The following is a 25,987-nucleotide window of genomic DNA, read 5'->3' as shown; positions in this document are numbered from 1 at the left end:
TCGCGACTAGGCTCCCGAAACCACCGCCGGATCGGCCGAGTTGGCCGTCCGCTCGGCGTTGTCCTCGTCGCCCATCGCGATGCCGCGCCGCTTGGAGATGTACACGGCACCGGCGATCACCACGAACGACAGCACAGCGATCAGCACCCGTGCGCCGACGTTCTTGTCGTCGCCGTACGAGAAATCGATCACCGCGGGCGCGATCAGCAGTGCCACCAGGTTCATCACCTTCAGCAGCGGGTTGATCGCGGGACCGGCGGTGTCCTTGAAGGGGTCACCGACGGTGTCGCCGATCACCGTGGCGGCGTGGGCCTCGCTTCCCTTGCCGCCGTGGTGGCCGTCCTCGACGAGTTTCTTGGCGTTGTCCCAGGCGCCGCCGGAGTTGGCGAGGAACACCGCCATCAGCGTGCCCGCGCCGATCGCTCCCGCCAGGAACGAGCCGAGGGCGCCGACACCGAGCGTGAACCCGATGAAGATGGGCGCCATCACGGCCAGGAGACCCGGCGTCGCGAGTTCCCTGAGCGCGTCCTTCGTACAGATGTCGACGACCTTGCCGTACTCCGGAGTCTCGGTGTAGTCCATGATCCCGGGCTTCTCGCGGAACTGCCGCCGCACCTCGTAGACCACCGAACCGGCCGAGCGCGACACGGCGTTGACGGCGAGTCCGGAGAAGAGGAAGACGACCGCCGCGCCGGCGATGAGGCCGACGAGGTTGTTGGGCTGCGAGATGTCCATCATCAGACTCAGTGGCGCATCGTCCCCCGACAGCTTCTCGCCCACGTCCCGCGCGCCGGTGGTGATGGCGTCGCGGTACGAGCCGAAGAGCGCCGAGGCCGCGAGGACCGCGGTGGCGATGGCGATCCCCTTGGTGATGGCCTTGGTGGTGTTGCCGACCGCGTCCAGGTTGGTGAGCACCTGGGCGCCCGCTCCCTCGACGTCGCCGGACATCTCCGCGATGCCCTGCGCGTTGTCGGAGACCGGCCCGAAGGTGTCCATCGCGACGATCACACCGACCGTGGTGAGCAGACCGGTGCCGGCCAGCGCCACCGCGAACAGCGCCAGCATGATCGACGTACCGCCGAGCAGGAAGGCCCCGTAGACGCCGAGGCCGATCAACAGGGCGGTGTAGACGGCCGATTCGAGGCCGACGGAGACACCGGCGAGGACGACCGTCGCGGGACCGGTCAGGGAGCTCTTGCCGATGTCCATGACCGGCCGGCGGTTGGTCTCGGTGAAGTAGCCGGTCAGCTGCTGGATCACGGCGGCGAGCAGGATGCCGATCGCCACGGCGATGAGCGCGAGGATCCGCGGATCCCCGCTCTTGCCCTGGATCGCCGCGTCGGTGACGCCGTCGAGGTCGGCGTAGGACGACGGCAGATAGACGAAGACCGCGATGGCCACCAGGACCAGCGAGATCACCGCGGAGATGAAGAACCCGCGGTTGATCGCCGTCATGCCACTGCGGTCGCTGCGGCGCGGGGCCACGGCGAAGATGCCGATCATGGCCGTGACCACACCGATCGCGGGCACCAGCAGCGGGAAGGCGAGGCCCGCGTCGCCGAAGGCCGCCTTGCCGAGGATGAGCGCGGCGACCAGGGTCACCGCGTAGGACTCGAAGAGGTCGGCCGCCATACCCGCGCAGTCGCCGACGTTGTCGCCCACGTTGTCGGCGATGGTCGCGGCATTGCGCGGGTCGTCCTCCGGAATGCCTTTCTCGACCTTGCCGACCAGGTCGGCGCCGACGTCGGCGGCCTTGGTGAAGATGCCGCCGCCGACACGCATGAACATGGCGATGAGGGCGGCCCCGAGGCCGAAACCCTCCAGCACCTTCGGCGCGTCGGCCGCGTACACCAGCACCACACAGGAGGCGCCCAGCAGACCGAGCCCCACCGTGAACATGCCGACGACGCCGCCCGTACGGAAAGCGATCTTCATGGCTTTGTGCGAGACGGCGGTGAGATCCTTTTCCGGCTCACCCTCCGCCGGGGTCGCTTCCCTGGCCGCGGCGGCGACGCGCACATTGCTGCGTACGGCGAGCCACATGCCGATATATCCGGTGGCCGCCGAGAACGCGGCGCCGATCAAGAAGAACACCGATCGGCCGATGCGCTGATTCCAGTCGTCCGCGGGCAGCAGCATGAGCAGGAAGAACACCACGACGGCGAATACGCCGAGGGTGCGCATCTGCCGGGCCAGATAGGCGTTCGCGCCTTCCTGGATGGCCGTCGCGATCTTCTTCATGCTGTCGGTGCCCTCGCCCGCCGCGAGCACCTGGCGCACCAGGATGCCGGCGACGACCAGCGCCGCCAGTGCGACGACGCCGATGACCATCACCATGGCGCGGTTGCCATCGGTCAGGACTGCGGCTGCGAAGGTTGTGGGCTGATCCAACTGATGAGGGGTAGAAAGCCCCGCCATTCGTCCTCCTTGACGCTTGGGCTGAGCTCAAGATGTGGACGGATTGTAGGTACCGGAACCTGATCAAAACAGTGCGCGGTTAACGGAATTGGTCTTCACATGCTCTTCAGCAAATGATCGACGCCCGAGCACGGAACCCGAAAGGGGTAATGCCTCAAAGGCATTGACGCCGGGATTGACCATGGCAGGAACTTGATCGAATTATCGGGCGAATGATCGTGAAGGAATTCACGAAATACCGAAGGGCCCTACCTGGGTAGGGCCCTTCGGTTCGGATGCGCGCCGAGCGCGGCGTCAGGGAAGCTCGGCGACGGCCGGGGTGGTCGGCCAGGTCATACGGATCAGCCCGCCGTGTTGCCCCGCGGTGACCTCGACGTCGTCGACGAGTCCGCTGATGACCGCGAGGCCCATCTCGTCCTCCTCGGCCTCCACGTCGGCGTCTCCGCCCGCGGCGCCCGGCGCCCGGTCACCCGGGGCGGAGCGCGGCGCCTCGTCGCCGACCTCGATGGAGAACTGCTTCTCCTCCTCGATCAGCACCACCTTCACCGGTGCCGTGACGCCACTGAGCTGATGCAGTCCGACGGCACGGGTGCAGGCCTCGCCGACCGCGAGACGCACCTCGTCCAGTACGGCCTCGTCCACTCCGGCCCTGCGCGCCACCGCTGCCGCCACCAGTCGGGCGGTCCTGACGTGCTCGGGCAGCGCGCTGAAGCGGAGTTCAACGGTGGCCATGCATCCCCCTCGGAACTACGGGCGTGCTGTCCGGAGGGCCGGGCCGCCGAAAGCCCGGTCCTCCTTCTTGAACCTCTTCCGTCCCGGGGCCTGGGCCTGGGCCGGCCCCGGAGGCGGCGATCAGTCGGTGGCCGCCACCGCTTCCTCGACCGAGGTGTGGATCGGGAACACCTTGGTGAGGCCGGTGATGCGGAAGATCTTCAGAATGCGCTCCTGGTTGCAGACCAGGCGCAGCGAGCCCTCATGGGCACGCACCCGCTTCAGGCCGCCGACCAGCACGCCGAGACCGGTGGAGTCGAGGAAGTCCACGCCCTCCATGTCGACGACGAGGTGGAAACTCCCGTCGTTCACCAGCTCGACCAGCTGCTCGCGCAGCTTGGGCGCGGTATATACGTCGATTTCGCCACCGACCTCGACGACCGTGCGATCGCCGACGGTACGGGTCGACAGGGACAGGTCCACGGATCCTCCAGCACCTTGCTAATCGAGCGGTCGTCCCGCGGGACACCTCGGCTTGAAGCCCCCAGGACGGTTCGCCAGCCGCGATGGCATTCAATCACTTACCGGCAGGCGTGCACGACGCCTTGGTCCCATTGTCCGTCACGCCAGTGACACACTCGGTGCCGATGGCCAAGAATCACCGATCCGATCGATCCCCGACGGGCCCCGTTTCCCGGGTGGACCCGGGTACGGTCCTGGGCCGGCTCGCCTCCGGGCCGAACCGGGCTTCGCGCATCACTCATACGGAGCATGTGCCCCCGCGCGAGGGTCGGCATGCCGTCTGGCCTGATCGGATCCGCGCCGAGGTCATCGCGGCCGTACAGGCGGCCGGTGTCGAGCACCCCTGGGCCCACCAGGCACGTGCCGCCGAACACGCCCTGGACGGCGACTCGGTGGTCGTCGCCACCGGCACCGCCTCGGGCAAGTCGCTGGCCTATCTGGTGCCCGTGTTCTCCGCCCTCCTGGACGGCTCCGAGGCCCCGAACGGCCGCGGCACCACCGCGCTCTACCTGGCTCCGACCAAGGCCCTCGCGGCGGATCAGTGCCGTTCGGTGAAGGAACTTTCACAATCGCTGGGCAATTCCGTCCGGCCGGCGGTGTACGACGGTGACACGCCGTTCGAGGAACGCGAGTGGATCCGTCAGTACGCCAACTACGTCCTCACCAACCCGGACATGCTGCACCGCGGCATCCTCCCCTCCCACCCCCGCTGGTCCTCCTTCCTGAAGTCGCTGAAGTACGTCGTCATCGACGAGTGCCACACCTACCGGGGCGTCTTCGGCTCGCATGTCGCCCAGGTACTGCGGCGCCTTCGCCGTCTGTGCGCCCGCTACGGCGCGTCTCCCGTCTTCCTGCTGGCCTCCGCGACCGCCGCTGAGCCGTCGGTGGCCGCCCGCCGCCTGACCGGCCTCCCTGTGGTCGAGGTGGCCGACGACGCCTCACCGCGCGGGGAACTGGTGTTCGCCCTCTGGGAGCCCCCGCTCACTGAGCTGCAGGGCGAGAAGGGCGCCCCCGTCCGCCGTACCGCCACCGCCGAGACGGCCGATCTGCTGACCGACCTCGCCGTCCAGGGCGTGCGTACGGTTGCCTTCGTCCGCTCCCGGCGTGGCGCGGAGCTGATCTCGGTGATCGCCCAGGAGCGCCTCGCCGAGGTCGACCGCTCGCTCGCCCGGCGCGTGGCGGCGTACCGCGGGGGCTATCTCCCCGAGGAGCGCCGCGCCCTCGAACAGGCGCTCCACTCCGGCGAACTCCTCGGCCTCGCCGCGACGACCGCCCTCGAACTCGGCATCGACGTCTCCGGTCTGGACGCGGTGGTGATCGCCGGATACCCGGGCACGCGCGCGTCCCTGTGGCAGCAGGCGGGCCGGGCGGGCCGCTCAGGACAGGGCGCGCTGGCCGTCCTGGTCGCGCGGGACGACCCCCTGGACACCTTCCTCGTCCACCACCCCGAGGCCCTGTTCGACCAGCCCGTCGAGTCCACGGTTCTGGACCCCGACAACCCGTACGTCCTCGCGCCGCACCTGTGCGCGGCGGCTGCGGAACTGCCGCTGGTCGACGAGGACTTGGCGCTCTTCGGCCCCGCCTGCGAGGAGCTGCTCCCGCAGCTGGAGGCCGCGAAACTGCTCCGCCGCCGGACCAAGGCCTGGCACTGGACCCGCCGAGAACGGGCCGCCGACCTCACCGACATCCGCGGCGGAGGCGGGCGCCCGGTCCAGGTCGTCGAGTCCGGCACGGGCCGCCTCCTCGGCACGGTCGACGCGGGCGCCGCCCACGGCACGGTGCACGAGGGCGCGGTCCATCTGCACCAGGGCCGCACCTATCTGGTGCGCTCCCTGGACCTGGAGGACTCCGTCGCCCTGGTCCAGGAGGCCAGCCCCTCGTATTCGACGGTCGCCCGCGACGCGACGTCGATCTCCGTCCTGGAGACGGACGTCGAGATCCCCTGGGGCGACGGCCGCCTTTGCTACGGCTCCGTCGAGGTCACCAACCAGGTCGTCTCCTTCCTCCGCCGGCGCCTGATCACCGGCGAGGTCCTGGGCGAGACAAAGCTCGACCTCCCTCCTCGTACGCTGCGCACGCGCGCGGTGTGGTGGACGGTCACCGAGGACCAGCTCGATGCGGCCCGGATCAACCCGGAGATCCTCGGCGGCGCCCTGCACGCCGCCGAGCACGCCTCGATCGGCCTGCTGCCCCTCTTCGCGACCTGCGACCGCTGGGACATCGGCGGCGTCTCGATCCCGCTGCACCCCGACACCCTCCTCCCGACGGTCTTCGTCTACGACGGCCACCCGGGCGGCGCGGGCTTCGCGGAGCGCGCCTTCCACACCGCCCGCGCCTGGCTCAGCGCCACCCGCGAGGCCATCGCCTCCTGCGAGTGCGAGGCCGGCTGCCCGTCCTGCATCCAGTCCCCCAAGTGCGGCAACGGCAACGACCCGCTGCACAAGAGGGGCGCGGTACGGCTGCTCACGGAACTGCTGCGCGGGGCGCCGGAGAAGGAGACCCCGACGGAGACGGGGGCCCCGCCCGCGCCCTGACCTCCGCGGCGAACGGTCCTCTCCCCGCCGCAGCGGACACGTCCGAGACGTCACCCACGAGGGCGCAGCGCACGAGCCGGGTGCCCTGGGCTCTGGCCACCTTCTGGGCGCGTTCGCAGGCCACCGCGGGGCCCTCCGCCCAGTGGTCCGCCGCCGCGAGGGCGGCGAGATCGGCGCCGCCCGCCGCCCGATGCCGGGTGACCACGGCCTGGCCGAGCGCGAGCACTACTCCGAACACCACGCAGAGGACGGCTACGACGGCGACGGTCCATACGGTGGCGGAGCCGCGGTCGGCCGCGGGGCGGGGCTTCATGGGCTCACCCCTGATCCGGTCTCCGACCCCGATCCGGTCTCGGGCACCGTCGCGGTATCCGGCACCGTCTCCGGCACCGCCCCGGTCTCCGACCCCGAGCCCGTCGCCAGCTCCGCGCCCGTCTCCGGCCCCGGCCCCGCCACGGCCTCCTCCGCCGACGCCACGGCCTCCTCCCGTACCTCGAAGGGCAGCCCCCCGAGCGCCGGCGGCTTGGCCACGACCGCCACCCGGACCTGGTCCCCGGTCCGGGTGACGGTGACCTTCGCGCCGGCCGGGGCGGCCTCGCGGGTGACCGCGACGACCGCCCCGTCCGGGTCCTGGCGAGCCGCGGCGCGGGCGCCCGTGCGGGCCGCGTCCACGCACTGGATCTGGGCGGCGATCACGAGGAGCCCCCACACCAGTGCCATCGCGAACATGACCAGCACGGGCAGCACCACGGCCGACTCCGCCGTCACAAACCCCCGGTCGGCCCCGCGCCGCTCACATCCGCGCATCGAGGGCCTTCTTCACGATGGCCTGCAGCTCCGCGCTGACCTGCCCGCTGGTGACCACCTTGTACAGCACCACGGCGAACGCCACCGCCGCGATGATCCCCATCGCGTACTCGGAGGTGACCATCCCCGAGTCCCGCCGTCCGACGAAGGCCCGCACGCGCGCCCGTACTGCCGTTGCTGCCTTCTTCACTGCCTTGCTCATTGCAAACCCCCGTAAGGATCAGATCCGTTGACTACGACTGGTCAGTGCCGATGGCCGGTCATCCACCACCCCCTCCCAGCACCCCGTCCGCCAGCCCGATCACCACCGGCAGAACCCCCACCGCGATGAACGCGGGCAGGAAGCACAGCCCCACCGGCGCGGTGACCATGACCGCCGCCCGGCGCGCCCGGGCCGTCGCGGCGCGCGCCCAGGTGGCGCGGGCGTCCGCGGCCAGGCGGGCGACGGGTCCCGCCGCCGGGAGCCCCGACACATCGGCCCGCTCCAGCAGTCGCGCAAGCGCCTCCGCACCCGGCAGCGCGGCCAACTTCCCCCAGGCCTCACCCGGTTCGCCGCCCAGCCGTACCTCGGCCGCGCCCCGCGCCAGCCCGTCCCCCACCGGGCCGCCCAACGCCTCGCCCACGGCCTGCGCCGCGATCACCGGCCCGGCACCGGCGGCGATACAGGCCGCCAACAGATCGGCGGCGAGCGGAAGTTGCCGGGCCGCCTCGGCGGAGTCGTACTCCGCTCCCACGGAAGCGACGCGCCGCCTCTGCCACCGGTCCATGGCGACGGCACCGACCAGCCCCACCCCGACCCCGGCGACGCCACCGACCAGCACCCACCCGGCACACCCCACCGCCACGACGGGCAGCCACCGCCGCACCGGGCCCCGCACGTCGAACCTCGGCGCGCCCGGCGCCGCTTCTACGGCGGCCACCAGCTCGACCAGCCGCCGTCGGACCCTCCGCTCACACCGCACCGCCCCCACCCACCGCACCAGCCACGCCAGGCCCAGCACAATCCCCACGACAACCCCCAGCCTGTGGACAACTTCCGCACTCACGACGCCTCCCTTCGCCAAGCCGATCGACCAACCTGCCGTCTCCGTACACACCGCCTCCGCCCCGCTGCCCAACTCCCGTCCCTCACACCGCCTCCGCCCCCCGCACGACCCGCAGCGCCCACCACATCCCCACCCCCTCCAGCAGCCCACCCGCGAGCAGACACCCCAGCCCAGCCCCGGTGTGCAGCAGCACCCGCAGTGGATCGGCGCCCATGACCGCCCCGAGGAGCAGCCCCAGAACCGGAAGCCCGGCGAGCATCACCGCCGTCGACTTGGCGCCCGCCAACTGAGCTCGCAGATCGGCCCGTTGGTCCCGCTCGGCACGCAGGGCCGCTTCGAGCCGGTCAAGGCCGGCCGCGAGGCCGGCACCCTGGTCCACGGCCACCCGCCAGCACGCCGCGAGCCCCAGCAGCCCCTCGGCGCCCGGTCGCCGCGCCGCAGCCGCGAGGGCGCCGGGGACATCACCGCCGAACCGCGCGGCCGCCAGCACCGCCGCCTGCGCGTCACCGAGCCCGCCGGAGTCCCGCGCCGCGCGCAGCAACGCCTCGCCCGGCTGGCGTCCCGCGCGTACCTCCCCGGCGAGCGCCGCGCACAGCGCGATCACCGCGTCCCCTCGGTGTTCCCGGGCCCGCCGGGCCCGACCGGCCAGCCGCACCCGCCGCAGCAACGGCACCCCGGCCGCCCCGGCGACGAGCGGCAGCACCGAGGCCCCGAGCACCGCCAGCACGATCCCGACGACCAGCGCCCACCACTCGGCCCGCAATCGCCCCCGGATCCGCCGCAGTTCGCCGACCGCCTGCCGCCAAGCGGGCGGCCCGGCTCCCACGACCCCGCCACCGGCGAGCAACAACCGGGCCCGCCGAGCTCCGGCGTTCCGCCCGCCCAGCAGCCACAGAGCCGCCCCGGCACACACCACGGCCGCCCCCATCGACGGCCCTCCCACAGCCGTTTCACCCATCGCGATCCCCACTCCCCAACGCGAAGTCCTCATCCCGGAGCAGCCCCTTCAGCCGCCCCCACCCCCGCTCGGCCACAAACGCCCCCGCTCCCCACCGCAGCGCCGGAACCGTCCGCACCAGCCCCGACGGATCCCGCTCCAGCACCTGCACCTCGGCGATCCGCCGCCGACCGTCGCGCCCCCGCACCAGATGCAGGACCACCGACAGCGCGGCCGCCAACTGGCTGTGCAGCGCCGCCCGATCGAGCCCTGCCGCCGTACCGAGGGCCTCCAGCCGGGCCGGTACATCGGCGGCCGCGTTGGCGTGCACGGTGCCGCAGCCGCCCTCGTGGCCCGTGTTGAGCGCGGCCAGCAGATGGACGACCTCAGGCCCGCGCACCTCGCCCACGACCAGCCGGTCCGGCCGCATCCGCAGCGCCTGGCGCACGAGGTCCTGGAGCGTCACGAGCCCCGCGCCCTCCTGGTTGGCGGGTCTGCTCTCCAGCCGCACGACGTGCGGATGGTCGGGCCGCAGTTCGGCCGAGTCCTCGGCGAGCACGATCCGCTCGCCCGGCCCGACCAGCCCGAGCAGCGCGCTCAGCAGCGTGGTCTTGCCGCTGCCGGTACCGCCGCTGATGAGGAAGGACAGCCGCGCTTCGACCAGCGCCCGCAGCACCCGGTCCCCGCCCGGCGGCACCGTGCCCGCGGCCACCAGTTCCTCGAGCGTGAACGCGCGAGGCCGTACGACCCGAAGGGACAGGCAAGTGCAGCCGACGGCCACCGGGGGCAGCACCGCGTGCAGCCGGGTTCCGTCGGGCAGCCGGGCGTCGGCCCAGGGCCGCGCGTCGTCGAGGCGCCGTCCGGCCACCGCCGCCAGACGCTGCGCGAGCCGTCGTACGGCCGCCGCGTCGGGGAAGCGGACGCCGGTCAGCTCAAGGCCGCCGCCGCGGTCCACCCAGACCCGGTCCGGGGCCGAGACCAGCACATCGGTCACCGAGGGGTCGGCGAGCAGCGGTTCCAGTGGTCCACTGCCGATGAGTTCGGACCGCAACTGCTCGGCGGCGCCGAGGACTTCGGCGTCCCCGAGGACCCGCCCCTGTTCGCGCAGCGCCTGCGCCACGCGCGCGGGCGTCGGCTCGCCCCCGCTCTCAGCGAGCCTGCGTCGCACGCCGTCAAGGAGCGCCGGCGTCATGTCGGAGGCGCGGGGCCCGTCGAACGCCTCCAGTCCGAGAAACGTACTCACGCCGCTCCCACCTCCAGCTCGGAGGCGCGGGGCAGTTCGAACCCCTCCAGTCCAAGGAACGTACTCACGCCGCCCCCACCTCCAGCAGCGTCCGCTCCCAGAACTCCCGGCAGAAGCGCGCCAGCGGTCCGCGTCCGGCCGCGGCGGGCGGCGCCTTGCTCTCGTGCGGGCGGCGAAGGCCGGACTCGAGAGGTACCTCTCCGGCCAGCGGCAGTCCGAGGAGCCGGGCCACCTCGCGGTCGTCGAGGCCGGGCGCGTACGGCCCGCGTACCGCCACCCGCAGATCCCCCAGCACCATCCCGACCGCGGAGGCCACCCGCCCGGCGGCCGCGACGGCGCGCAGTTCGGCGGGGACCACGAGGATGCCGAGGTCGAGTTGGGCGAGCACCTCGGCGACGCCGTCGTCGATCCGGCGCGGCAGGTCGACGACGACCGTGCCGCCCCGGCGTCGCGCGGCGGCCAGCACCGCCCGTACGGCCTGCGGCGGAACGGCGACGCAGTCCCCGCGATCCCAGCTGAGCACCCGCAGGGAGTGCAGCCGGGGCAGTGACTCCTCCAGGGCGCCGCCGCCGACCCGCCCGCGTGACGCGGCGAAAGCCGGCCAGCGCAGGCCCTCGGCCGTTTCGCCGCCGAGGAGTACGTCGAGTCCGCCGCCGAGTGGATCGGCGTCCACGAGCAGGGTGCGCAGCCCCTCCCGCGCGGAGGTGACGGCAAGGGCGCACGCGAGCGTGGAGGCCCCCGCGCCGCCCCGCCCGCCGATGACGCCCACGGTGAGGGCGGGGCGGCCCACGCCCTCGGCCACGTCGGCGATGCGGTCGACCAGCCACTGCTCCCCGTCGGGGAGCATCAGGACATGGTCGGCGCCGATCTCGACGGCCCGGCGCCAGACCCCGGAGTCGTCCTGGTCCCGGCCGACCAGCACCACTCCGCGTCTGCGGGCGGCGCCGCGCACCCGGCGTGCGGCATCGTCGCCGACCAGGACCAGCGGTGCGGCCTCCCAGCTGCCGCGCGGCTCCGGGATGCCGTGATGGACCTCGGGCGTGGCGCCCGCTGCCGCGCACAGGCGCAGCAGGTCGTCCAGCAGGTCGGCGTCCTCGGTGACGATCAGTGGTGCGCCCGGCCGGCCCGAGGCGGCGGGCGGCGGTTCCTGTGTGGCGGCTGCGGCCATGACTTCCCCCATCGCTGCATCTCTCGCGCAGCCCCTGCGGCCCCGCGATTCCCAAACGTGCGAAGAACCGGCGACCGGTCTCCAATGAGCGGCCGATACGAACCGGCCAAACGCGCCCGACTAACCGGAACCGGCCATGAAGTCGGCGCCGGCGGGACGCGTTGGAATCACGGTGCAGCGATGCCGGAAATCGTGTGGATCTTGGTCGATAACTGTGGACAACTCGGCGGTTGTGAATATCGCTGTCACCCATACCGGTGACCCCTGTACTGGTCCGCGTACGAGTTCCGCAGCGCAGCGCGCCAGCTACATACAGTGACGAATCATGGGCATGCCGAAAAGGCGGCCTCAGCCGCCTCGCTAGGGCCTCACGGCCGCTGGAGAAGAGAGAAAACCCGTCCGGACATGCGACGACCCCCGCCGGGGGGGAGAGCGGGGGTCGTCTCCACGGCCGACTCGGGGGGGGAGGAGCCGGACCGGGTTAGCACGGTCGCGAACGATCCGTGACTTCCATGGTGTACCCGAGAGCCCTCTCAGGCAAACCCACGCGCCCACCTTACGCCGAATGGGCTGCCCCTATGCTCGGGGTCGTGGAAAACCACTCCTTGCCCCGCACAGCGGCCTTCTTTGACCTGGACAAGACGGTCATTGCGAAGTCGAGCACGCTCACCTTCAGCAAGTCCTTCTACCAAGGCGGACTGATCAACCGTCGCGCCGTCTTGCGGACCGCGTATGCCCAGTTCGTCTTCCTCGCGGGCGGCGCCGACCACGACCAGATGGAGCGCATGCGCCAGTACCTCTCCGCGCTGTGCCGTGGCTGGAACGTCCAGCAGGTCAAGGAGATCGTCGCCGAGACCCTGCACGACCTGATCGACCCGATCATCTACGACGAGGCCGCCTCCCTCATCGAGGAGCACCACACCGCCGGCCGCGATGTCGTGATCGTGTCCACGTCGGGCGCGGAGGTGGTGGAGCCCATCGGTGAACTGCTCGGCGCCGACCGCGTGGTGGCCACCCGAATGGTCGTAGGCGACGACGGCTGCTTCACCGGAGAGGTGGAGTACTACGCGTACGGCCCGACGAAGGCCGAGGCCATCAAGGAGCTCGCCGCGTCCGAGGGGTACGACCTCTCCCGCTGCTACGCCTACAGCGACTCGGCGACCGACGTACCGATGCTGCAGTCCGTCGGCCATCCGCACGCCGTGAACCCGGACCGCGCGCTGCGCCGCGAGGCACTCGCGCGCGGGTGGCCGATTCTCGACTTCCACCGCCCGGTGCGGCTCAAGCAGCGGCTGCCCACACTCTCCGTCCCGACCCGTCCGGCGCTTGTCGCGGCGGCCGCCATAGGGGCGGCCGCCGCCACCGCGGGCCTCGTCTGGTACGCCAGCCGACGCCGCACCGCGCTCGTCTGACCTGCGCGAAGCCACCCCTTGAGACCGTTCGGCATATCGGCGCCCGTTTAGCTCACGTTTGAACCCAAAAGTAAAGAACCGCAGCCAGGGCTTCCGCTTGCTCCGAAGCTGGAGTAGAAAGGAGTCAACGGCCCGCGAGACCAAGGACATCCGAGAGGATCACCTTTAAAACGCAATTGGCCCCACGGACCGAGCATGAACACCGAGCACCCACGCGACGTCGACCCGTCGATTACGGGCCAGCCGCACCAGGTAACGGGCAAAGCCCCCGACCTGATGGGCAACATATCGAGGACGCTTGGTAACCCGGTGAACATGCCAGCGGCGGTACGAATTCTCGTACCGCCGCAACCCTTTTGCGCGGGTTTCTACGCCGCGCCGCGCTGCAGCGCCTCACACACCGCCGTGGATTCACGTGCCCCCAGCTCGACCGCCTTGCCGCAGTGGGCGATCCAGGCGGCCATGCCCTCGGGCGTGCCGGAGACATACCCGTCCAGCGCCTCGAGATAGGCGGCGCGGCCGAGTTCGCCGTAGCCGACTTCCGACGGACAGACCGACTTCGGGTCGAGGCCGCTGCCCACCAGCACGATGCGCTCGGCCGCGCGTGCGACCAGACCGTTGTGGGAGGTGAACGGGCGCAGCGCCAGCAGCTCGCCGTGCACCACTGCGGCGGTCACCAGCGCCGGGGCCGAACCGCCCGCGATGATCAGCTCGGACAGACCGTCCAGCCGACCGTGGACCTCCGCGGCGCTCGGCAGCGGCAGCGGCAGCGGCAGCTCGACGATCGGCTCGTCGACCGGCTCGCCGGCCTGGCGCGGGCGCCCGACCTCCGGGCCGTTGGTCGCCGCCGCGACCAGGTGCAGCCGGGCCAGCACCCGCAGCGGCGACTGCCGCCAGATGGACAGCAGTTGGCCCGCCTCCGCGGTCAGCCGCAGGGCGGCACCCATGATGCGTGCCTCGTCGTCACCGCTGAAGTCGGTGCGCCGGCGCACCTCTTCCAGGGCCCAGTCGGCGCCGGACAGCGCCGCCGAACCACGGGCGCCGCGCAGCGCCGCCTCGGAGGTGATCTCGTTGCTGCGGCGGCGCATGACCCGGTGTCCGTAGACCCGGTCCACGGCCTTGCGCACGGACTCCACGGACTCGGCCACACCGGGCAGCGCACCCAGGGCCGCAAGCGGATCGGCGGTCGCGCCTGTCGTACTCATGAGTACGACATTACGCATCCTCGGCGCCCGCCCCACGATCGAGTGGCCTTCTTCACGTCTATCGGCCCCGCGCGGGTGTGGCACGACTACGCTTGATGAACATGAAAATTGCTTTCGTCGGGAAGGGCGGCAGCGGCAAGACGACCCTGTCCTCCCTGTTCATCCGGCATCTCGCGGCGGCCGGGGCACCAGTGGTCGCGATCGACGCCGACATCAACCAGCATCTGGGGGCCGCGCTCGGCCTCGACGACTCCGAGTCAGCCGCCCTGCCCGCGATGGGCGACCGGCTCCCGTTGATCAAGGACTATCTGCGCGGCTCGAACCCGCGGATCGCGTCCACCGAGACGATGATCAAGACCACCCCGCCCGGCGAGGGCTCCCGGCTGCTGCGGGTGCGCGAGAGCAATCCCGTCTACGACGCCTGCGCCCGGCCGGTGGAACTCGACGGCGGCGCCGTCCGTTTGATGGTCACCGGCCCCTTCACCGACGCCGACCTGGGGGTCGCCTGCTACCACTCCAAGACCGGAGCGGTTGAGCTGTGCCTGAACCACCTGGTGGACGGGCCTGACGAGTACGTCGTGGTCGATATGACCGCCGGCTCGGACTCCTTCGCCTCCGGCATGTTCACCCGCTTCGACATGACGTTCCTCGTCGCCGAGCCGACCCGGAAGGGGGTCTCCGTCTATCGCCAGTACAAGGAGTACGCGCGTGACTTCGGCGTCGAGCTGAAGGTCGTCGGCAACAAGGTGCACGGCGAGGAGGACCTCGACTTCCTGCGCGCAGAAGCCGGGGACGACCTGCTCGTCACGGTCGGGCACTCGGACTGGGTGCGCTCCATGGAGAAGGGCCGCCCGCCCCGGTTCGAGCTCCTGGAGGACGCCAACCGCAGCGCCCTGCACCGGTTGCGGGAGGCCGTGGACGCCACGTACGCAGGCCGGGACTGGGAGCGCTACACACGTCAGATGGTGCACTTCCATCTGAAGAACGCGCAGTCCTGGGGGAACGAGCGGACCGGGGCCGACCTGGCCGCGCAGGTCGACCCCTCGTTCGTGCTCGGCGAGAGCGTCGCCGCTCCCGCGTGAGCGGCGCTACTGCCTGGCCGCCGGTGCCCCGGGCACGCCCTTGGGGGCGGGGGCGGGGCGGCCCGACAGGAAGGACGCCCAGCCCTGCTTCGGGGCCTCGCCGACCTTCAGGTCGGTGAGCTTGGCAAGCACCTTCGGGTCCTGGGCGTCCAGCCAGTCCGCGAGCTGCCGGAAGGAGACACAGCGCACCTCGGCCTTGGTGCACACGCTCTCGATGACCTCCTCGACGGCCCGCATATAGGTGCCGCCGTTCCAGGACTCGAAGTGGTTGCCGATGATCAGGGGTGCGCGGTTGCCGTCGTAGGCTCGCTGGAAGCCCTGGAGCAGGCCGTCGCGCATCTGGTTGCCCCAGAGGTCGTACTTGTCGGGGTCACCCTGGCTGGTGGTGCCGGACTGGTTGACCATGAAGTTGTAGTCCATGGTCAGCTGCTCGAAGGTGTGCCCGGGGAACGGCACGAGCTGCATCGACAGATCCCACAGGCCTTCCTTCTTCTTCGGCCAGACCTGGTTGTTGACGCCGCTGGTGTCGTAGCGGAAGCCCAGTTCGCGGGCGGCCTGCATGAAGTTCTTCTGGCCCTCCAGACAAGGCGTGCGGGCGCCGATGAGCTCCTTGTCGTAGTCGAAGGGCAGCGATGAGGCGTTCTTCAGGCCGGTGTTGGTCTTCCAGGACTTCACGAACTGCTTCGCCTGGGCGATCTCGTCCTTCCATTCCTCGACGGACCATTCGCCGACGCCGCCACCCTTGCCGCAGAAGTGGCCGTTGAAGTGCGTGCCGATCTCATTGCCCTCCAGCCACGCGCCGCGCAGCTGCTTCACGGTGTCGGCGATGCCCTGCTCGTCGTTGAAGCCGATGTCGGAGCGGCCCGGCGAGTGCTGCGGCGGCCGGTACAGATCGCGTTTGTGCTCGGGGAGCATGTACACGCCGCTGAGGAAGTACGTCATCGTCGCGTTGTTGGCCTTGGCGACCTCGCGGAAGTGGGAGAACAGCTTCTGCCCGTCCTCGCCCGCGCCGTCCCAGGAGAACACCACGAACTGCGGCGGTTTCTGACCGGGCTTCAGACGCTCGGGTCTGGGCAGATGCGGCTGGGCTCCGGTGTACGAGGTCGAGCCGTCGCCGATCAGTCGGACCGCGCTCTTGGGCGGTCCCTGGGCCGGCTTCGCCTTCTGCGGGCCCGGGGCTCCTGCCTTCGAACCGTCGCTGCCGATCGTGCAGCCGGCGAGTGCTGCGGCACAGACCGCGCCGATCACGGCGCCCGCGGCGATCCTCTGGGTGGCGGCCATGTTCCGCCCACCTACTTCCTTCTCTCAGGCCAACGCTTATTGGGGCGTTTTCTGGTGATCTGCCGGAAAAGCGCCGACAGCGCCGCCAAGGTCGCACGGGACCGAGAAGGAATTAATACGACAAGCCGACCAAAGGGCCACTTCACTCATCCGAGTGAGCTATTCGCCCATTTGCCCGGAAATTCTATGCCCGGCCTTTACTCTGCATTACGATCCGTTTACCGAGCGTTGATTCATCCCGCCGCTGCACGCCGTGACCCACGGCCGCGACCCGACCCCCGCCATCCGGACGGGGGCCACCAGATCCGCGACCGCGCCGCCCCGGAGGAGACGGGAACCTCATGTCAGCCTGCGTCCCCACCCGCGCCACCGACCCCACTCGGACCGAGCGCAGCCACCAGTCCCACAGTCCGCCACCCACTCGTCCCCGCCGCTTTTGGCTCGCCGGTGCCGATGTGTCCGCGTCGATCGCGGTCTTCCTGATCGCCCTGCCGCTGTCCCTCGGCATCGCACTCGCCACCGGCGCGCCCCTCCAGGCCGGGCTCGTCGCCGCCGCCGTCGGCGGGCTCGTCGCCGGCCGGCTCGGTGGCTCCCCGCTCCAGGTCAGCGGCCCCGCCGCCGGTCTCACGGTGGTCACCGCCGACCTCATCCAGCGCTACGGCTGGCGTACGACGTGCGCCATCACCGTCCTCGCCGGGCTCGCCCAACTCGGCCTCGGCTGCCTGCGCGTGGCGCGCACCGCGCTCGCGGTCAGCCCCGCCATCGTGCACGGCATGCTCGCCGGCATCGGCGTCACCATCGCCGTGGCCCAGCTGCACATCGTCCTCGGCGGCACCCCGCAGAGCTCCGTCCCCGCCAATCTGCGCGCACTTCCCGCCCAGTTGGCGGACCTGCACCCGGCCGCCCTCTCGGTGAGCGCACTCACCCTGACCCTGCTGCTGCTCTGGCCGCGCATCCCGGGCCGGGCCGGACAGCTGCTGCGCAAGGTCCCGGCCGCGCTCGTCGCCGTCGCGGGGGCCACCGCGACCGCCTCGCTCGCCGGGCTCCATCTGCCCAAGGTGGATCTGCCGTCGTGGCGCAGTCATGCCCTCGCCGGACTCCCCGAGGGGCCGGTGCTCGGCATCGTGGCGGCCGTGCTGACCACCACCCTGGTGTGCAGCGTGCAGTCGCTGCTCGGCGCGGTCGCCGCCGACAAGCTGGTGGCCGGGTGCCCCGGCCTGTCCGCCCGCGTCGGCCGCTCCGACCTGGACCGCGAACTGCTCGGACAGGGCGCCGCCAACATCGTCTCCGGCGGCCTCGGCGGACTGCCCGTGGCGGGGGTGGCGGTAAGAACTTCGGCGAATGTGCACGCGGGTGCCGTGAGCCGGAACTCCACGATGCTGCACGGCGTTCTCGTAGTAGTCGCCGCGCTGCTGATGGTCCCGATCCTGGAGCTCATCCCGCTCGCCTCGCTCGCCGCCCTGGTGATGGCCGTCGGCATCCAGATGGTGTCCCTGCACCACATCCGCACGGTGACCCGCCACCGAGAAGTGCTGGTCTACGCCGTCACCACCGCCGGCGTGGTCTTCCTCGGCGTCCTGGAGGGCGTGACGCTGGGGATCGCCGTGGCCGTCGCCGTCTCCCTGCACCGCCTCGCCCGCACCCGCATCACCCATGACGAGAAGGAGGGAGTCCATCACGTACACGTCCGAGGCCAGTTGACGTTCCTCGCGGTCCCGCGGCTCAGCCGCGCCCTGCATCTCGTACCCCAAGGGGCCCATGCCGTCGTGGAGTTGGACGGGTCCTTCATGGACCACGCGGCGTACGAGACGCTCCAGGACTGGCAGAACGCGCACACCGCGCGGGGCGGCTCCGTCGAGCTGACCGGCCGGCGCGCGGGGCTCCGGATCGCCGAGCCCGGGGTTCCCACCACCGTGCACAGCGAGCCCGGGTCCGCCGAACCGGCCGCTCCGACCGGTTGCCGCTGCAGCCCCTGGACGCCCTGGCGCAACCACCAGTGCGAGCAGCCGCACCTCGCGTCCGCCCCCGGCGCGCGGCCGGACGGCCCCGGCGACGAGGTCGGAGCCGGTGCGCCCAGGCACGCTCACGGTCCCAGCAGGCATGAACTGGCGCGTGGCATCAGCGCGTTCCAGCGCAACACCGCACCGCTGGTGCGGGGGGAGCTGGCCCGGCTGGCGCGGGAGGGACAGCGGCCCTCGCAGCTGTTCCTCACCTGTGCCGACTCGCGTCTGGTCACCTCGATGATCACCTCCAGTGGTCCCGGTGATCTGTTCGTGGTGCGCAATGTCGGCAACCTCGTCCCTCCCCCAGCTGACGCCGGCAAGTGCGCCCAGCCCGGGGAGGAGAGCGGGGACGACTCGGTCGCGGCCGCGATCGAGTACGCGGTGGAGGTACTGAAGGTGCGCTCCATCACGGTGTGCGGGCACTCCGGGTGCGGGGCCATGCAGGCGCTGCTCAACTCCGAACCGGACGGCGCGCGGACCCCGCTCAGGCGGTGGCTGCGGCATGGGCTGCCGAGCCTGGAGCACATGGCCGACCACAGCCGGCCGTGGCCACGGCTGGCGGGGCGGGCGCCGGCCGATGCGGTCGAGCAGCTCTGCCTGACCAATGTGGTCCAGCAGTTGGAGCATCTGCGGGCCCATGAGTCGGTGTCCCGGGCCCTGCGGGAAGGGGCGGTGGAGCTGCACGGCATGTACTTCCACGTGGGCGAGGCGCAGGCATATCTGCTCACCGGGGCGGACGAGGACCAGGTGTTCGAGCATGTGCGGGCGGCGGACCTGTCGGCCTAGGAGGGGCCCGGAGTGTGAAAGGCGTTACAGAGCCTGAACTCTGCCTGGTCAGCGTCCGTGGGTACGGATGACGCCGACTGCCGCACCACGGCCGTGGACATAGCCGTACACAGGTCTAAACCAATTTCTCGTCGGCCCTTGTCATCGGGCCCTCGGGTCTGATGAGCTGTGGCCTGGGACACAACGGACACCCTGGGAAAGGGAGATGTCGTGAGCAACGAAAGCCTGGCCAACCTCTTGAAAGAGGAGCGCCGCTTCGCGCCGCCCGCTGACCTGGCCGCGAACGCCAATGTCACGGCGGAGGCGTACGAACAGGCCAAGGCTGACCGGCTCGGCTTCTGGGCCGAGCAGGCCCGTCGGCTGACCTGGGCCAAGGAGCCGACGGAGACTCTGGACTGGTCGAACCCGCCGTTCGCGAAGTGGTTCAAGGACGGCGAGCTCAATGTCGCGTACAACTGCGTGGACCGGCATGTGGAGGCCGGGCTCGGGGAACGGGTCGCCATCCACTTCGAGGGCGAGCCCGGCGACAGCCGCGCGATCACCTACGCCGAGCTCAAGGACGAGGTCTCCAAGGCGGCGAACGCGCTGCTGGAGCTGGGTGTGCAGAAGGGCGACCGGGTCGCCGTCTATATGCCGATGATCCCCGAGACGGCCGTGGCGATGCTCGCCTGCGCCCGGATCGGCGCCGCGCACTCGGTGGTCTTCGGCGGCTTCTCGGCCGACGCGCTCGCCACCCGGATCCAGGACGCCGACGCCAAGGTCGTGATCACCTCCGACGGCGGCTACCGGCGGGGCAAGCCGTCCGCGCTGAAGCCGGCCGTGGACGAGGCGGTCTCCAAGGTCGACAACGTCGCGCATGTGCTCGTGGTCCAGCGCACCGGCCAGGAGGTCGCCTGGGACGCGAGCCGGGACGTGTGGTGGCACGAGATCGTCGGGCGGCAGAGCGCGGAGCACACGCCGGAGGCCTTCGAGGCCGAGCACCCGCTCTTCATCCTCTACACCTCGGGGACCACGGGTAAGCCGAAGGGCATCCTGCACACCTCCGGCGGCTACCTCACCCAGACGTCGTACACCCACCACGCCGTCTTCGACCTCAAGCCCGAGACCGACGTGTACTGGTGCACCGCCGACGTCGGCTGGGTCACCGGACACTCGTACATCGTCTACGGGCCGCTCGCCAACGGCGCCACGCAGGTCATGTACGAGGGCACGCCGGACACCCCGCACCAGGGCCGGTTCTGGGAGATCGTGCAGAAGTACGGGGTGACGATCCTGTACACGGCGCCCACCGCCATTCGTACGTTCATGAAGTGGGGCGACGACATCCCCGCGAAGTTCGACCTCAGCAGCCTGCGGGTGCTCGGCTCGGTGGGCGAGCCGATCAACCCCGAGGCGTGGATCTGGTACCGCAAGCACATCGGCGGCGACCGGACCCCGATCGTGGACACCTGGTGGCAGACCGAGACCGGCGCGATGATGATCTCGCCGCTGCCCGGCGTCACCGAGACCAAGCCCGGTTCGGCGCAGACGCCGCTGCCCGGTATCGCCGCGACCGTCGTCGACGACGAGGCGAACGAGGTACCCAACGGCGGTGGCGGCTACCTGGTGCTGACCGAGCCGTGGCCGTCGATGCTGCGCACCATCTGGGGTGACGACCAGCGGTTCCTCGACACGTACTGGTCGCGTTTCGAGGGCAAGTACTTCGCCGGTGACGGTGCGAAGAAGGACGACGACGGCGACATCTGGCTGCTGGGCCGGGTGGACGACGTGATGCTGGTGTCCGGGCACAACATCTCCACCACCGAGGTCGAGTCGGCGCTCGTGTCGCATCCGTCGGTCGCCGAGGCGGCCGTCGTCGGCGCGGCGGACGAGACGACCGGGCAGGCCATCGTCGCCTTTGTGATCCTTCGCGGTACGGCGGCGGAGACCGAGGACCTGGTGGCGGAGCTCCGCAACCACGTCGGCGCCACGCTCGGGCCGATCGCCAAGCCGAAGCGGATCCTGCCGGTGGCCGAGCTGCCGAAGACCCGCTCCGGCAAGATCATGCGCCGTCTGCTGCGGGACATCGCGGAGAACCGTGAGCTGGGAGACGTCACGACGCTGACCGACTCCACGGTCATGGACCTGATCCAGGCCAAGCTCCCGGCTGCGCCGAGCGAGGACTGAGGGTCCCCCTCGTGAAAGGAGCGCCCGGCGCCGGGCGCTCCTTTTGCGTGCGCGGCGGGATCCCCGTATGCCACCGCGCCATATGTTAGGTACGCTAAACAAAAAGCAAGACCCTCAAGGTGCGCCGGGAAGTCTGGTCGGCAAGTGTTTGTGCTGCCCATATTCCGGAGGTCCCCGTGTCCGCGCCCCGCACTCCCCGCAAGGTCCTCGGCCGGCTGTCCCTGCCCGAGCGGACCTTCGTCGCGGATGCGCTACGCACCGAGACCGTCGGCGGTGTGCTGCTCCTCCTCGCCGCCGTCGCCGCGCTGATCTGGGCGAACGTCCCCTCACTGCAGGACAGTTACGACAGCGTCAGCCACTACCACATCGGGCCCGAGGCCCTCGGCCTCGATCTGTCGATCGCGCACTGGGCCGCCGACGGACTCCTCGCGATCTTCTTCTTCGTCGCCGGAATCGAGCTCAAGCGCGAGCTGGTCGCCGGTGATCTCAAGGACCCCAAGGCCGCCGCGCTGCCGGTGGTGGCCGCGCTGTGCGGAATGGCCGTACCGGCGCTCGTCTACACCCTCACCGCCGTCTCCGGTGGCGGAGCCTTGGACGGCTGGGCCGTGCCCACCGCCACCGACATCGCCTTCGCGCTCGCCGTGCTCGCCGTCATCGGCACCTCCCTGCCGAGTGCGCTGCGCGCCTTCCTGCTCACCCTCGCCGTCGTCGACGACCTCTTCGCGATCCTGATCATCGCGGTCTTCTTCACCGAGAGCCTGAACTTCGCCGCGCTCGGCGGCGCCTTCCTCGGCCTCGCCGTCTTCTGGCTGCTGCTGCGCAAGGGCGTACGCGGCTGGTACGTGTACGTCCCGCTCGCGCTCGTCATCTGGGCGCTGATGTACAACAGCGGCGTCCACGCCACCATCGCCGGTGTCGCCATGGGCCTGATGCTGCGCTGCAGCCGGCGCGAGGGCGAGGAGCACTCCCCCGGCGAGCACATCGAGCATCTGGTCCGGCCGCTCTCGGCGGGTCTGGCCGTGCCGCTGTTCGCGCTGTTCAGCGCCGGTGTCGTCGTCTCCGGCGGGGCGCTCGGCGAGGTGTTCACCCAGCCCGAGACGCTGGGCGTCGTCCTCGGACTCGTCGTCGGCAAGGCGATCGGCATCTTCGGCGGTACATGGCTGACGGCCCGCTTCACCAGGGCCTCGCTCAGCGACGACCTGGCCTGGGCCGATGTGTTCGCCGTGGCGACCTTGGCCGGGATCGGCTTCACGGTCTCGCTGCTCATCGGCGAGCTCGCCTTCGAGGGCGACGAGGCGATGACGAGCGAGATCAAGGCCGCGGTCCTCATGGGGTCCCTCATCGCGGCGACCCTGGCATCGGTGCTGCTGAAGATAAGGAACGGCCAGTACCGCCGGATGATCGAGGCCGAGGAGCGCGACGAAGACCTCTCCGGCATCCCGGACATCTACGAGGAGGACGATCCGGCGTACCACCTGCGGATGGCCGCGATCCACGACCGCAAGGCCGCCGAGCACCGCCGGCTCGCCGAACTGAAGGCCGCCGAACGCGAGCGGCTTGCCGAAGTGACGGGCGGGGCAGGCGAGGAGGACGACCGTCGGGCATGATCTGACGGGACGGTACAAAAGTCGAGACCTCACCCACATGGTCTGAAGAGGTCGGAAGAGGGAGAACGCGATGAGCGCACCCGACGGCAGCCCGGTCGGCGCCGAACGCAGCATCGGCCAGCTGTTCGCCTCCGCGACGACCGAAATGTCGGCGCTGGTGCACGACGAGATCGCGCTGGCCAAGGCGCAGCTCAAGCAGGACGTGAAGCGCGGCGCGACCAGTGGCGGCGCGTTCACGGTGGCGGGCGCGGTGCTGGTGTTCTCCCTGCCGATGCTCAACTTCGCGCTGGCGTACGGCATTCGGACCTGGAGCGACTGGAACCTCGCGCTCTGCTTCCTGCTCTCCTTCGCCGCGAACGTCCTCATCGCGATCGGCCTCGCGCTCATCGGCTGGGTCTACGCGAAGAAGGCCACGAAGAGCAAGGGCCCGCAGAAGGTCGCCGCCTCGGTGAAGGAGTCGGCGAGCGTCCTGCAGAAGGCCAAGCCGCACCCGCGTCCGGCGCCGGCCCTGGAGGACCGGTCGCCCGCCGCCATCGAGGCTGTGGCACGCTCGTCGTCATGACGGACCCGGCCCCCACCCCTACGGCGCAACCCGCCTCGGCCGTACGACTCGATGGTCCCTGGACCCATCGGGACGTCGCGGCCAATGGTGCGCGCTTCCATATCGCCGAGATGGGTGACGGGCCGCTGGTCCTGCTCCTGCACGGCTTCCCGCAGTTCTGGTGGACCTGGCGGCACCAGCTGCCGGCGCTCGCCGACGCCGGGTTCCGGGCGGTCGCCATGGACCTGCGGGGCGTCGGCGGCAGCGACCGCACCCCGCGCGGTTACGACCCCGCCAATCTGGCGCTCGACATCACCGGCGTGATCCGCTCCCTCGGTGAGCCGGACGCCGCCCTCGTCGGCCATGACCTGGGCGGCTATCTGGCTTGGACGGCGGCCGTGATGCGCCCGAAGCTGGTGCGGCGGCTCGCGGTCGCGTCCATGCCGCATCCGCGCCGGTGGCGCTCGGCGATGCTCTCCGACGTCAAGCAGACGACCGCGGGTTCCTACATCTGGGGGTTCCAGCGACCCTGGATCCCGGAGCGTCAGCTCACCGCCGACGACGGGGCGCTGGTCGGCCGGCTCGTGCGGGACTGGTCCGGGCCGCGGCTGCCGGAGGACGACGCGGTGGACACGTACCGCCGCGCGATGTGCATCCCCTCCGCCGCGCACTGCTCGATCGAGCCGTACCGCTGGATGGTGCGCTCGATGGCCCGTCCCGACGGCATCCAGTTCAACCGCCGTATGAAGCGCCCGGTCCGGGTGCCGACCCTGCATCTGCACGGCTCGCTCGACCCGGTGATGCGCACCCGCAGCGCGGCCGGCTCCGGAGAGTACGTCGAAGCCCCGTACCGCTGGCGCCTGTTCGACGGCTTGGGGCACTTCCCGCATGAAGAGGATCCGGTCGCGTTCTCGGCCGAACTGGTCAATTGGCTCAAGGATCCCGAACCCGATCGGTGACCGTTCCGACGCGGCCGGTATCCGGATCTGAACGCCTGTACTACGAACAGCCAATTGCCCGGCGCATAGGCCAATTGGGGGCCCTGGGGGCGGTTATCGACCTTGGGGCAGGGGCACACGTCGGGGTATGGGCTGGACGCACGACTACAGTGACGCAGCACGCAACCGCCGCTCGGGCAACGCCCTGAGCTCTCACCAAGGCGGCGCATCCCCGCAGATGGCGGGCACCGACCTAAGGGTGGGAATCCCGCGCATTCTGCGCCGCCGGGCCCGCTGGGTCTCGGTACGCCTGCGCCACCCCCGCGGCTGAACCCCGCCAGGGGTCACAGCGCGCAGCTGTCGCTGTCCACCTGCTGGTTCGCGGTACGGCCGGTGGCGATGTCCTCCTGGATCTCGTCCGCCGTGAGCGCGTAGCCGGTGTCGGCGTCGTCGAGGGACTTCGCGAAGACCACGCCGTACACCTTGCCCTCGGGCGTGAGCAGCGGGCCGCCGGAGTTGCCCTGGCGGACGGTCGCGTACAGCGAGTAGACATCGCGGTGCACGGTGCCGCGGTGATAGATGTCCGGGCCGTTGGCCGGGATACGGCCGCGGACGCGGGCGGCGCGGACGTCGTAGGCGCCGTTCTCCGGGAAGCCGGCGATGATCGCGCCGTCGCCGCTGCGTGCGTCGGTGGAGGTGAACTGCAGCGCGGGCGCGTCCAGATCCGGTACGTCGAGTACGGCGATGTCGCGCTTCCAGTCGTACAGGACGACCTGCGCGTCGTACTTACGGCCCTCTCCGCCTATCTGGACGGTGGGTTCGTCGACGCCGCCCACGACATGGGCGTTGGTCATCACGCGGCGGTCGGAGAAGACGAAGCCGGTGCCCTCCAGGACCTTGCCGCAACTCTCGGCGGTGCCCACGACCTTGACGATGGATCGCTTCGCACGGGTGGCGACCGCACTGTTCGCGAGGGCCGGGTCGGGGGGCTGGACATCGGTGATGGGCTCGTTGGAGAACGGGCTGAAGACCTGCGGGAAGCCGTTCTGCGCGAGGACCGAGGAGAAGTCCGCGAACCACGTGTCGGCCTGCGCGGGCAGCGCCCGGGAGACCCCGAGCAGCACCTTGGAGTTGCGGACCTCCTTGCCGAGCGTCGGCAGGGTGGTGCCGGCCAGCGCGGAACCGATCAGCCAGGCGACCAGGAGCATCGCGACGACGTTGACCAGGGCGCCGCCGGTGGCGTCCAGGGCGCGGGCCGGGGACCAGGTGATGTAGCGGCGCAGCTTGTTGCCGAGGTGAGTGGTCAGGGCCTGGCCGACGGAGGCGCAGACGATGACGACGACCACGGCGACGACGGCAGCGGTCGTGCTCACCTCGGAGTTGTCCGTCAGGGCATCCCAGAGCACCGGGAGCAGATAGACGGCGACGAGACCGCCACCGAGGAAACCGATCACCGACAGGATGCCGACGACGAAGCCCTGGCGGTAGCCGACGATGGCGAACCACACCGCGGCGACCAGCAGCAGGATGTCCAGCACGTTCACCGCTTCAAGCCTCGCCTCGTCACTTCACGGCCCCTC

General features: G+C 70.8%; 21 protein-coding genes and 1 pseudogene. 9 read left to right on the top strand and 13 right to left on the bottom strand.

All coding sequences use genetic code 11. The features are described from left to right. Positions 1 to 6: 6 nt before the first annotated feature. The 3 genes from OHT76_RS23915 to bldG all read right to left on the bottom strand — a co-directional run bounded on the left by OHT76_RS23915 (position 7) and on the right by bldG (position 3,612). Positions 7 to 2,418 (bottom strand): sodium-translocating pyrophosphatase, encoded by a 2,412-nt coding sequence (locus OHT76_RS23915; RefSeq protein ID WP_328872906.1) that lies wholly within the window; start codon positions 2,416 to 2,418, stop codon positions 7 to 9. A 294-nt stretch (positions 2,419 to 2,712) separates the two neighbouring features. Beyond that, positions 2,713 to 3,150, bottom strand: coding sequence for an ATP-binding protein (locus OHT76_RS23910; protein ID WP_328872905.1), 438 nt, complete (start codon positions 3,148 to 3,150; stop codon positions 2,713 to 2,715). A 120-nt stretch (positions 3,151 to 3,270) separates the two neighbouring features. After that, entirely contained in the window at positions 3,271 to 3,612 is a 342-nt protein-coding gene (gene bldG / locus OHT76_RS23905) for an anti-sigma factor antagonist BldG (protein WP_003975386.1), read from the bottom strand. An 83-nt stretch (positions 3,613 to 3,695) separates the two neighbouring features. Between bldG and OHT76_RS23900 the strand changes: the two genes are divergently transcribed. Continuing rightward, the gene (locus tag OHT76_RS23900) at positions 3,696 to 6,185 is read left to right on the top strand and encodes a DEAD/DEAH box helicase (RefSeq protein WP_328872904.1); all 2,490 of its coding nucleotides are present in this window, start codon (positions 3,696 to 3,698) and stop codon (positions 6,183 to 6,185) included. Here the strand turns inward: OHT76_RS23900 and OHT76_RS23895 are convergent. The 7 genes and pseudogenes from OHT76_RS23895 to ssd all read right to left on the bottom strand — a co-directional run bounded on the left by OHT76_RS23895 (position 6,115) and on the right by ssd (position 11,386). Next, a complete protein-coding gene (locus OHT76_RS23895) occupies positions 6,115 to 6,498 on the bottom strand; it encodes an Rv3654c family TadE-like protein (RefSeq protein ID WP_328872903.1) in 384 nt (127 codons plus the stop codon). The genes OHT76_RS23900 and OHT76_RS23895 overlap by 71 nt on opposite strands. A 131-nt stretch (positions 6,499 to 6,629) precedes the next feature. Continuing rightward, positions 6,630 to 6,992, bottom strand: a pseudogene (locus tag OHT76_RS23890) (TadE family type IV pilus minor pilin); the annotation flags it as partial. Then, a complete protein-coding gene (locus OHT76_RS23885; protein WP_328872902.1) occupies positions 6,979 to 7,194 on the bottom strand; it encodes a DUF4244 domain-containing protein in 216 nt (71 codons plus the stop codon). The pseudogene OHT76_RS23890 and the gene OHT76_RS23885, both read right to left, overlap by 14 nt. Positions 7,195 to 7,252: 58 nt before the next feature. Next, positions 7,253 to 8,038 carry a type II secretion system F family protein gene (locus OHT76_RS23880; RefSeq protein ID WP_328872901.1) on the bottom strand — a complete coding sequence of 262 codons (786 nt, stop codon included), beginning with the start codon at positions 8,036 to 8,038 and terminating at the stop codon, positions 7,253 to 7,255. A gap of 82 nt (positions 8,039 to 8,120) precedes the next feature. After that, a complete protein-coding gene (locus tag OHT76_RS23875; protein WP_328872900.1) occupies positions 8,121 to 8,996 on the bottom strand; it encodes a type II secretion system F family protein in 876 nt (291 codons plus the stop codon). After that, entirely contained in the window at positions 8,989 to 10,167 is a 1,179-nt protein-coding gene (locus tag OHT76_RS23870; RefSeq protein WP_328876606.1) for a TadA family conjugal transfer-associated ATPase, read from the bottom strand. Before OHT76_RS23870 ends, OHT76_RS23875 begins: the two co-directional genes overlap by 8 nt. Positions 10,168 to 10,282: 115 nt before the next feature. Next, positions 10,283 to 11,386, bottom strand: a complete 1,104-nt coding sequence (gene ssd, locus OHT76_RS23865; RefSeq protein WP_328872899.1) for a septum site-determining protein Ssd — start codon at positions 11,384 to 11,386, stop codon at positions 10,283 to 10,285. A 578-nt stretch (positions 11,387 to 11,964) separates the two neighbouring features. Here ssd and OHT76_RS23860 point away from each other — a divergent pair. Further along, positions 11,965 to 12,798, top strand: a complete 834-nt coding sequence (locus OHT76_RS23860) for an HAD family hydrolase (RefSeq protein WP_328872898.1) — start codon at positions 11,965 to 11,967, stop codon at positions 12,796 to 12,798. Positions 12,799 to 13,166: 368 nt separating this feature from the next. On the opposite strand, the gene OHT76_RS23855 is transcribed toward OHT76_RS23860, so the two are convergent. Further along, positions 13,167 to 14,003, bottom strand: coding sequence for an oxidoreductase (locus OHT76_RS23855; RefSeq protein ID WP_328872897.1), 837 nt, complete (start codon positions 14,001 to 14,003; stop codon positions 13,167 to 13,169). Positions 14,004 to 14,104: 101 nt separating this feature from the next. On the opposite strand from OHT76_RS23855, the gene OHT76_RS23850 reads away from it, so the two are divergent. Further along, the gene (locus tag OHT76_RS23850) at positions 14,105 to 15,085 is read left to right on the top strand and encodes an ATP-binding protein (RefSeq protein WP_328872896.1); all 981 of its coding nucleotides are present in this window, start codon (positions 14,105 to 14,107) and stop codon (positions 15,083 to 15,085) included. Positions 15,086 to 15,091: 6 nt separating this feature from the next. Here OHT76_RS23850 and OHT76_RS23845 read toward each other — a convergent pair whose 3' ends face one another. Then, positions 15,092 to 16,366: a hypothetical protein gene (locus OHT76_RS23845; protein ID WP_328872895.1), complete on the bottom strand. Its 1,275-nt coding sequence runs from the start codon at positions 16,364 to 16,366 to the stop codon at positions 15,092 to 15,094. 341 nt (positions 16,367 to 16,707) lie between these two features. On the opposite strand from OHT76_RS23845, the gene OHT76_RS23840 reads away from it, so the two are divergent. From OHT76_RS23840 to OHT76_RS23815, 6 genes are all read left to right on the top strand, one after another. Next, on the top strand, positions 16,708 to 19,155 hold the full coding sequence (locus OHT76_RS23840) for a bifunctional SulP family inorganic anion transporter/carbonic anhydrase (protein ID WP_328872894.1): 2,448 nt from the start codon (positions 16,708 to 16,710) through the stop codon (positions 19,153 to 19,155). Between the two features lie 210 nt (positions 19,156 to 19,365). Next, positions 19,366 to 21,321, top strand: a complete 1,956-nt coding sequence (gene acs / locus OHT76_RS23835; RefSeq protein ID WP_328872893.1) for an acetate--CoA ligase — start codon at positions 19,366 to 19,368, stop codon at positions 21,319 to 21,321. Positions 21,322 to 21,497: 176 nt separating this feature from the next. Continuing rightward, the gene (gene nhaA / locus OHT76_RS23830; protein WP_328872892.1) at positions 21,498 to 22,928 is read left to right on the top strand and encodes a Na+/H+ antiporter NhaA; all 1,431 of its coding nucleotides are present in this window, start codon (positions 21,498 to 21,500) and stop codon (positions 22,926 to 22,928) included. Positions 22,929 to 22,998: 70 nt separating this feature from the next. Beyond that, positions 22,999 to 23,490, top strand: a complete 492-nt coding sequence (locus OHT76_RS23825; protein WP_328872891.1) for a phage holin family protein — start codon at positions 22,999 to 23,001, stop codon at positions 23,488 to 23,490. After that, the gene (locus tag OHT76_RS23820; RefSeq protein WP_328872890.1) at positions 23,487 to 24,428 is read left to right on the top strand and encodes an alpha/beta fold hydrolase; all 942 of its coding nucleotides are present in this window, start codon (positions 23,487 to 23,489) and stop codon (positions 24,426 to 24,428) included. Before OHT76_RS23825 ends, OHT76_RS23820 begins: the two co-directional genes overlap by 4 nt. 127 nt (positions 24,429 to 24,555) lie before the next feature. After that, positions 24,556 to 24,738, top strand: coding sequence for a hypothetical protein (locus tag OHT76_RS23815; RefSeq protein WP_328872889.1), 183 nt, complete (start codon positions 24,556 to 24,558; stop codon positions 24,736 to 24,738). 13 nt (positions 24,739 to 24,751) lie between these two features. Here the strand turns inward: OHT76_RS23815 and OHT76_RS23810 are convergent, their stop codons facing one another. Next, complete coding sequence (locus tag OHT76_RS23810) at positions 24,752 to 25,951, bottom strand: MarP family serine protease (RefSeq protein ID WP_328872888.1); 1,200 nt, start codon at positions 25,949 to 25,951, stop codon at positions 24,752 to 24,754. Positions 25,952 to 25,987 lie beyond the last annotated feature (36 nt).

This window comes from Streptomyces sp. NBC_00287, from assembly GCF_036173105.1.
Taxonomy (GTDB): Bacteria; Actinomycetota; Actinomycetes; order Streptomycetales; family Streptomycetaceae; genus Streptomyces.
This window is presented reverse-complemented; position numbering and strand designations above follow the sequence as displayed.

What these genes read in the sequence shown, in the direction of transcription:
- OHT76_RS23915 (WP_328872906.1), bottom strand. Translation starts at nt 2,418, where the DNA reads ATGGCGGGGCTTTCTACCCCTCATCAGTTGGATCAGCCCACAACCTTC.
- OHT76_RS23910 (WP_328872905.1), bottom strand. Translation starts at nt 3,150, where the DNA reads ATGGCCACCGTTGAACTCCGCTTCAGCGCGCTGCCCGAGCACGTCAGG.
- OHT76_RS23900 (WP_328872904.1), top strand. Translation starts at nt 3,696, where the DNA reads ATGGCATTCAATCACTTACCGGCAGGCGTGCACGACGCCTTGGTCCCA.
- OHT76_RS23895 (WP_328872903.1), bottom strand. Translation starts at nt 6,498, where the DNA reads ATGAAGCCCCGCCCCGCGGCCGACCGCGGCTCCGCCACCGTATGGACC.
- OHT76_RS23885 (WP_328872902.1), bottom strand. Translation starts at nt 7,194, where the DNA reads ATGAGCAAGGCAGTGAAGAAGGCAGCAACGGCAGTACGGGCGCGCGTG.
- OHT76_RS23875 (WP_328872900.1), bottom strand. Translation starts at nt 8,996, where the DNA reads ATGGGTGAAACGGCTGTGGGAGGGCCGTCGATGGGGGCGGCCGTGGTG.
- OHT76_RS23870 (WP_328876606.1), bottom strand. Translation starts at nt 10,167, where the DNA reads ATGACGCCGGCGCTCCTTGACGGCGTGCGACGCAGGCTCGCTGAGAGC.
- ssd (WP_328872899.1), bottom strand. Translation starts at nt 11,386, where the DNA reads ATGGCCGCAGCCGCCACACAGGAACCGCCGCCCGCCGCCTCGGGCCGG.
- OHT76_RS23860 (WP_328872898.1), top strand. Translation starts at nt 11,965, where the DNA reads ATGCTCGGGGTCGTGGAAAACCACTCCTTGCCCCGCACAGCGGCCTTC.
- OHT76_RS23855 (WP_328872897.1), bottom strand. Translation starts at nt 14,003, where the DNA reads ATGAGTACGACAGGCGCGACCGCCGATCCGCTTGCGGCCCTGGGTGCG.
- OHT76_RS23850 (WP_328872896.1), top strand. Translation starts at nt 14,105, where the DNA reads ATGAAAATTGCTTTCGTCGGGAAGGGCGGCAGCGGCAAGACGACCCTG.
- OHT76_RS23845 (WP_328872895.1), bottom strand. Translation starts at nt 16,366, where the DNA reads ATGGCCGCCACCCAGAGGATCGCCGCGGGCGCCGTGATCGGCGCGGTC.
- OHT76_RS23840 (WP_328872894.1), top strand. Translation starts at nt 16,708, where the DNA reads ATGTCAGCCTGCGTCCCCACCCGCGCCACCGACCCCACTCGGACCGAG.
- OHT76_RS23825 (WP_328872891.1), top strand. Translation starts at nt 22,999, where the DNA reads ATGAGCGCACCCGACGGCAGCCCGGTCGGCGCCGAACGCAGCATCGGC.
- OHT76_RS23820 (WP_328872890.1), top strand. Translation starts at nt 23,487, where the DNA reads ATGACGGACCCGGCCCCCACCCCTACGGCGCAACCCGCCTCGGCCGTA.
- OHT76_RS23815 (WP_328872889.1), top strand. Translation starts at nt 24,556, where the DNA reads ATGGGCTGGACGCACGACTACAGTGACGCAGCACGCAACCGCCGCTCG.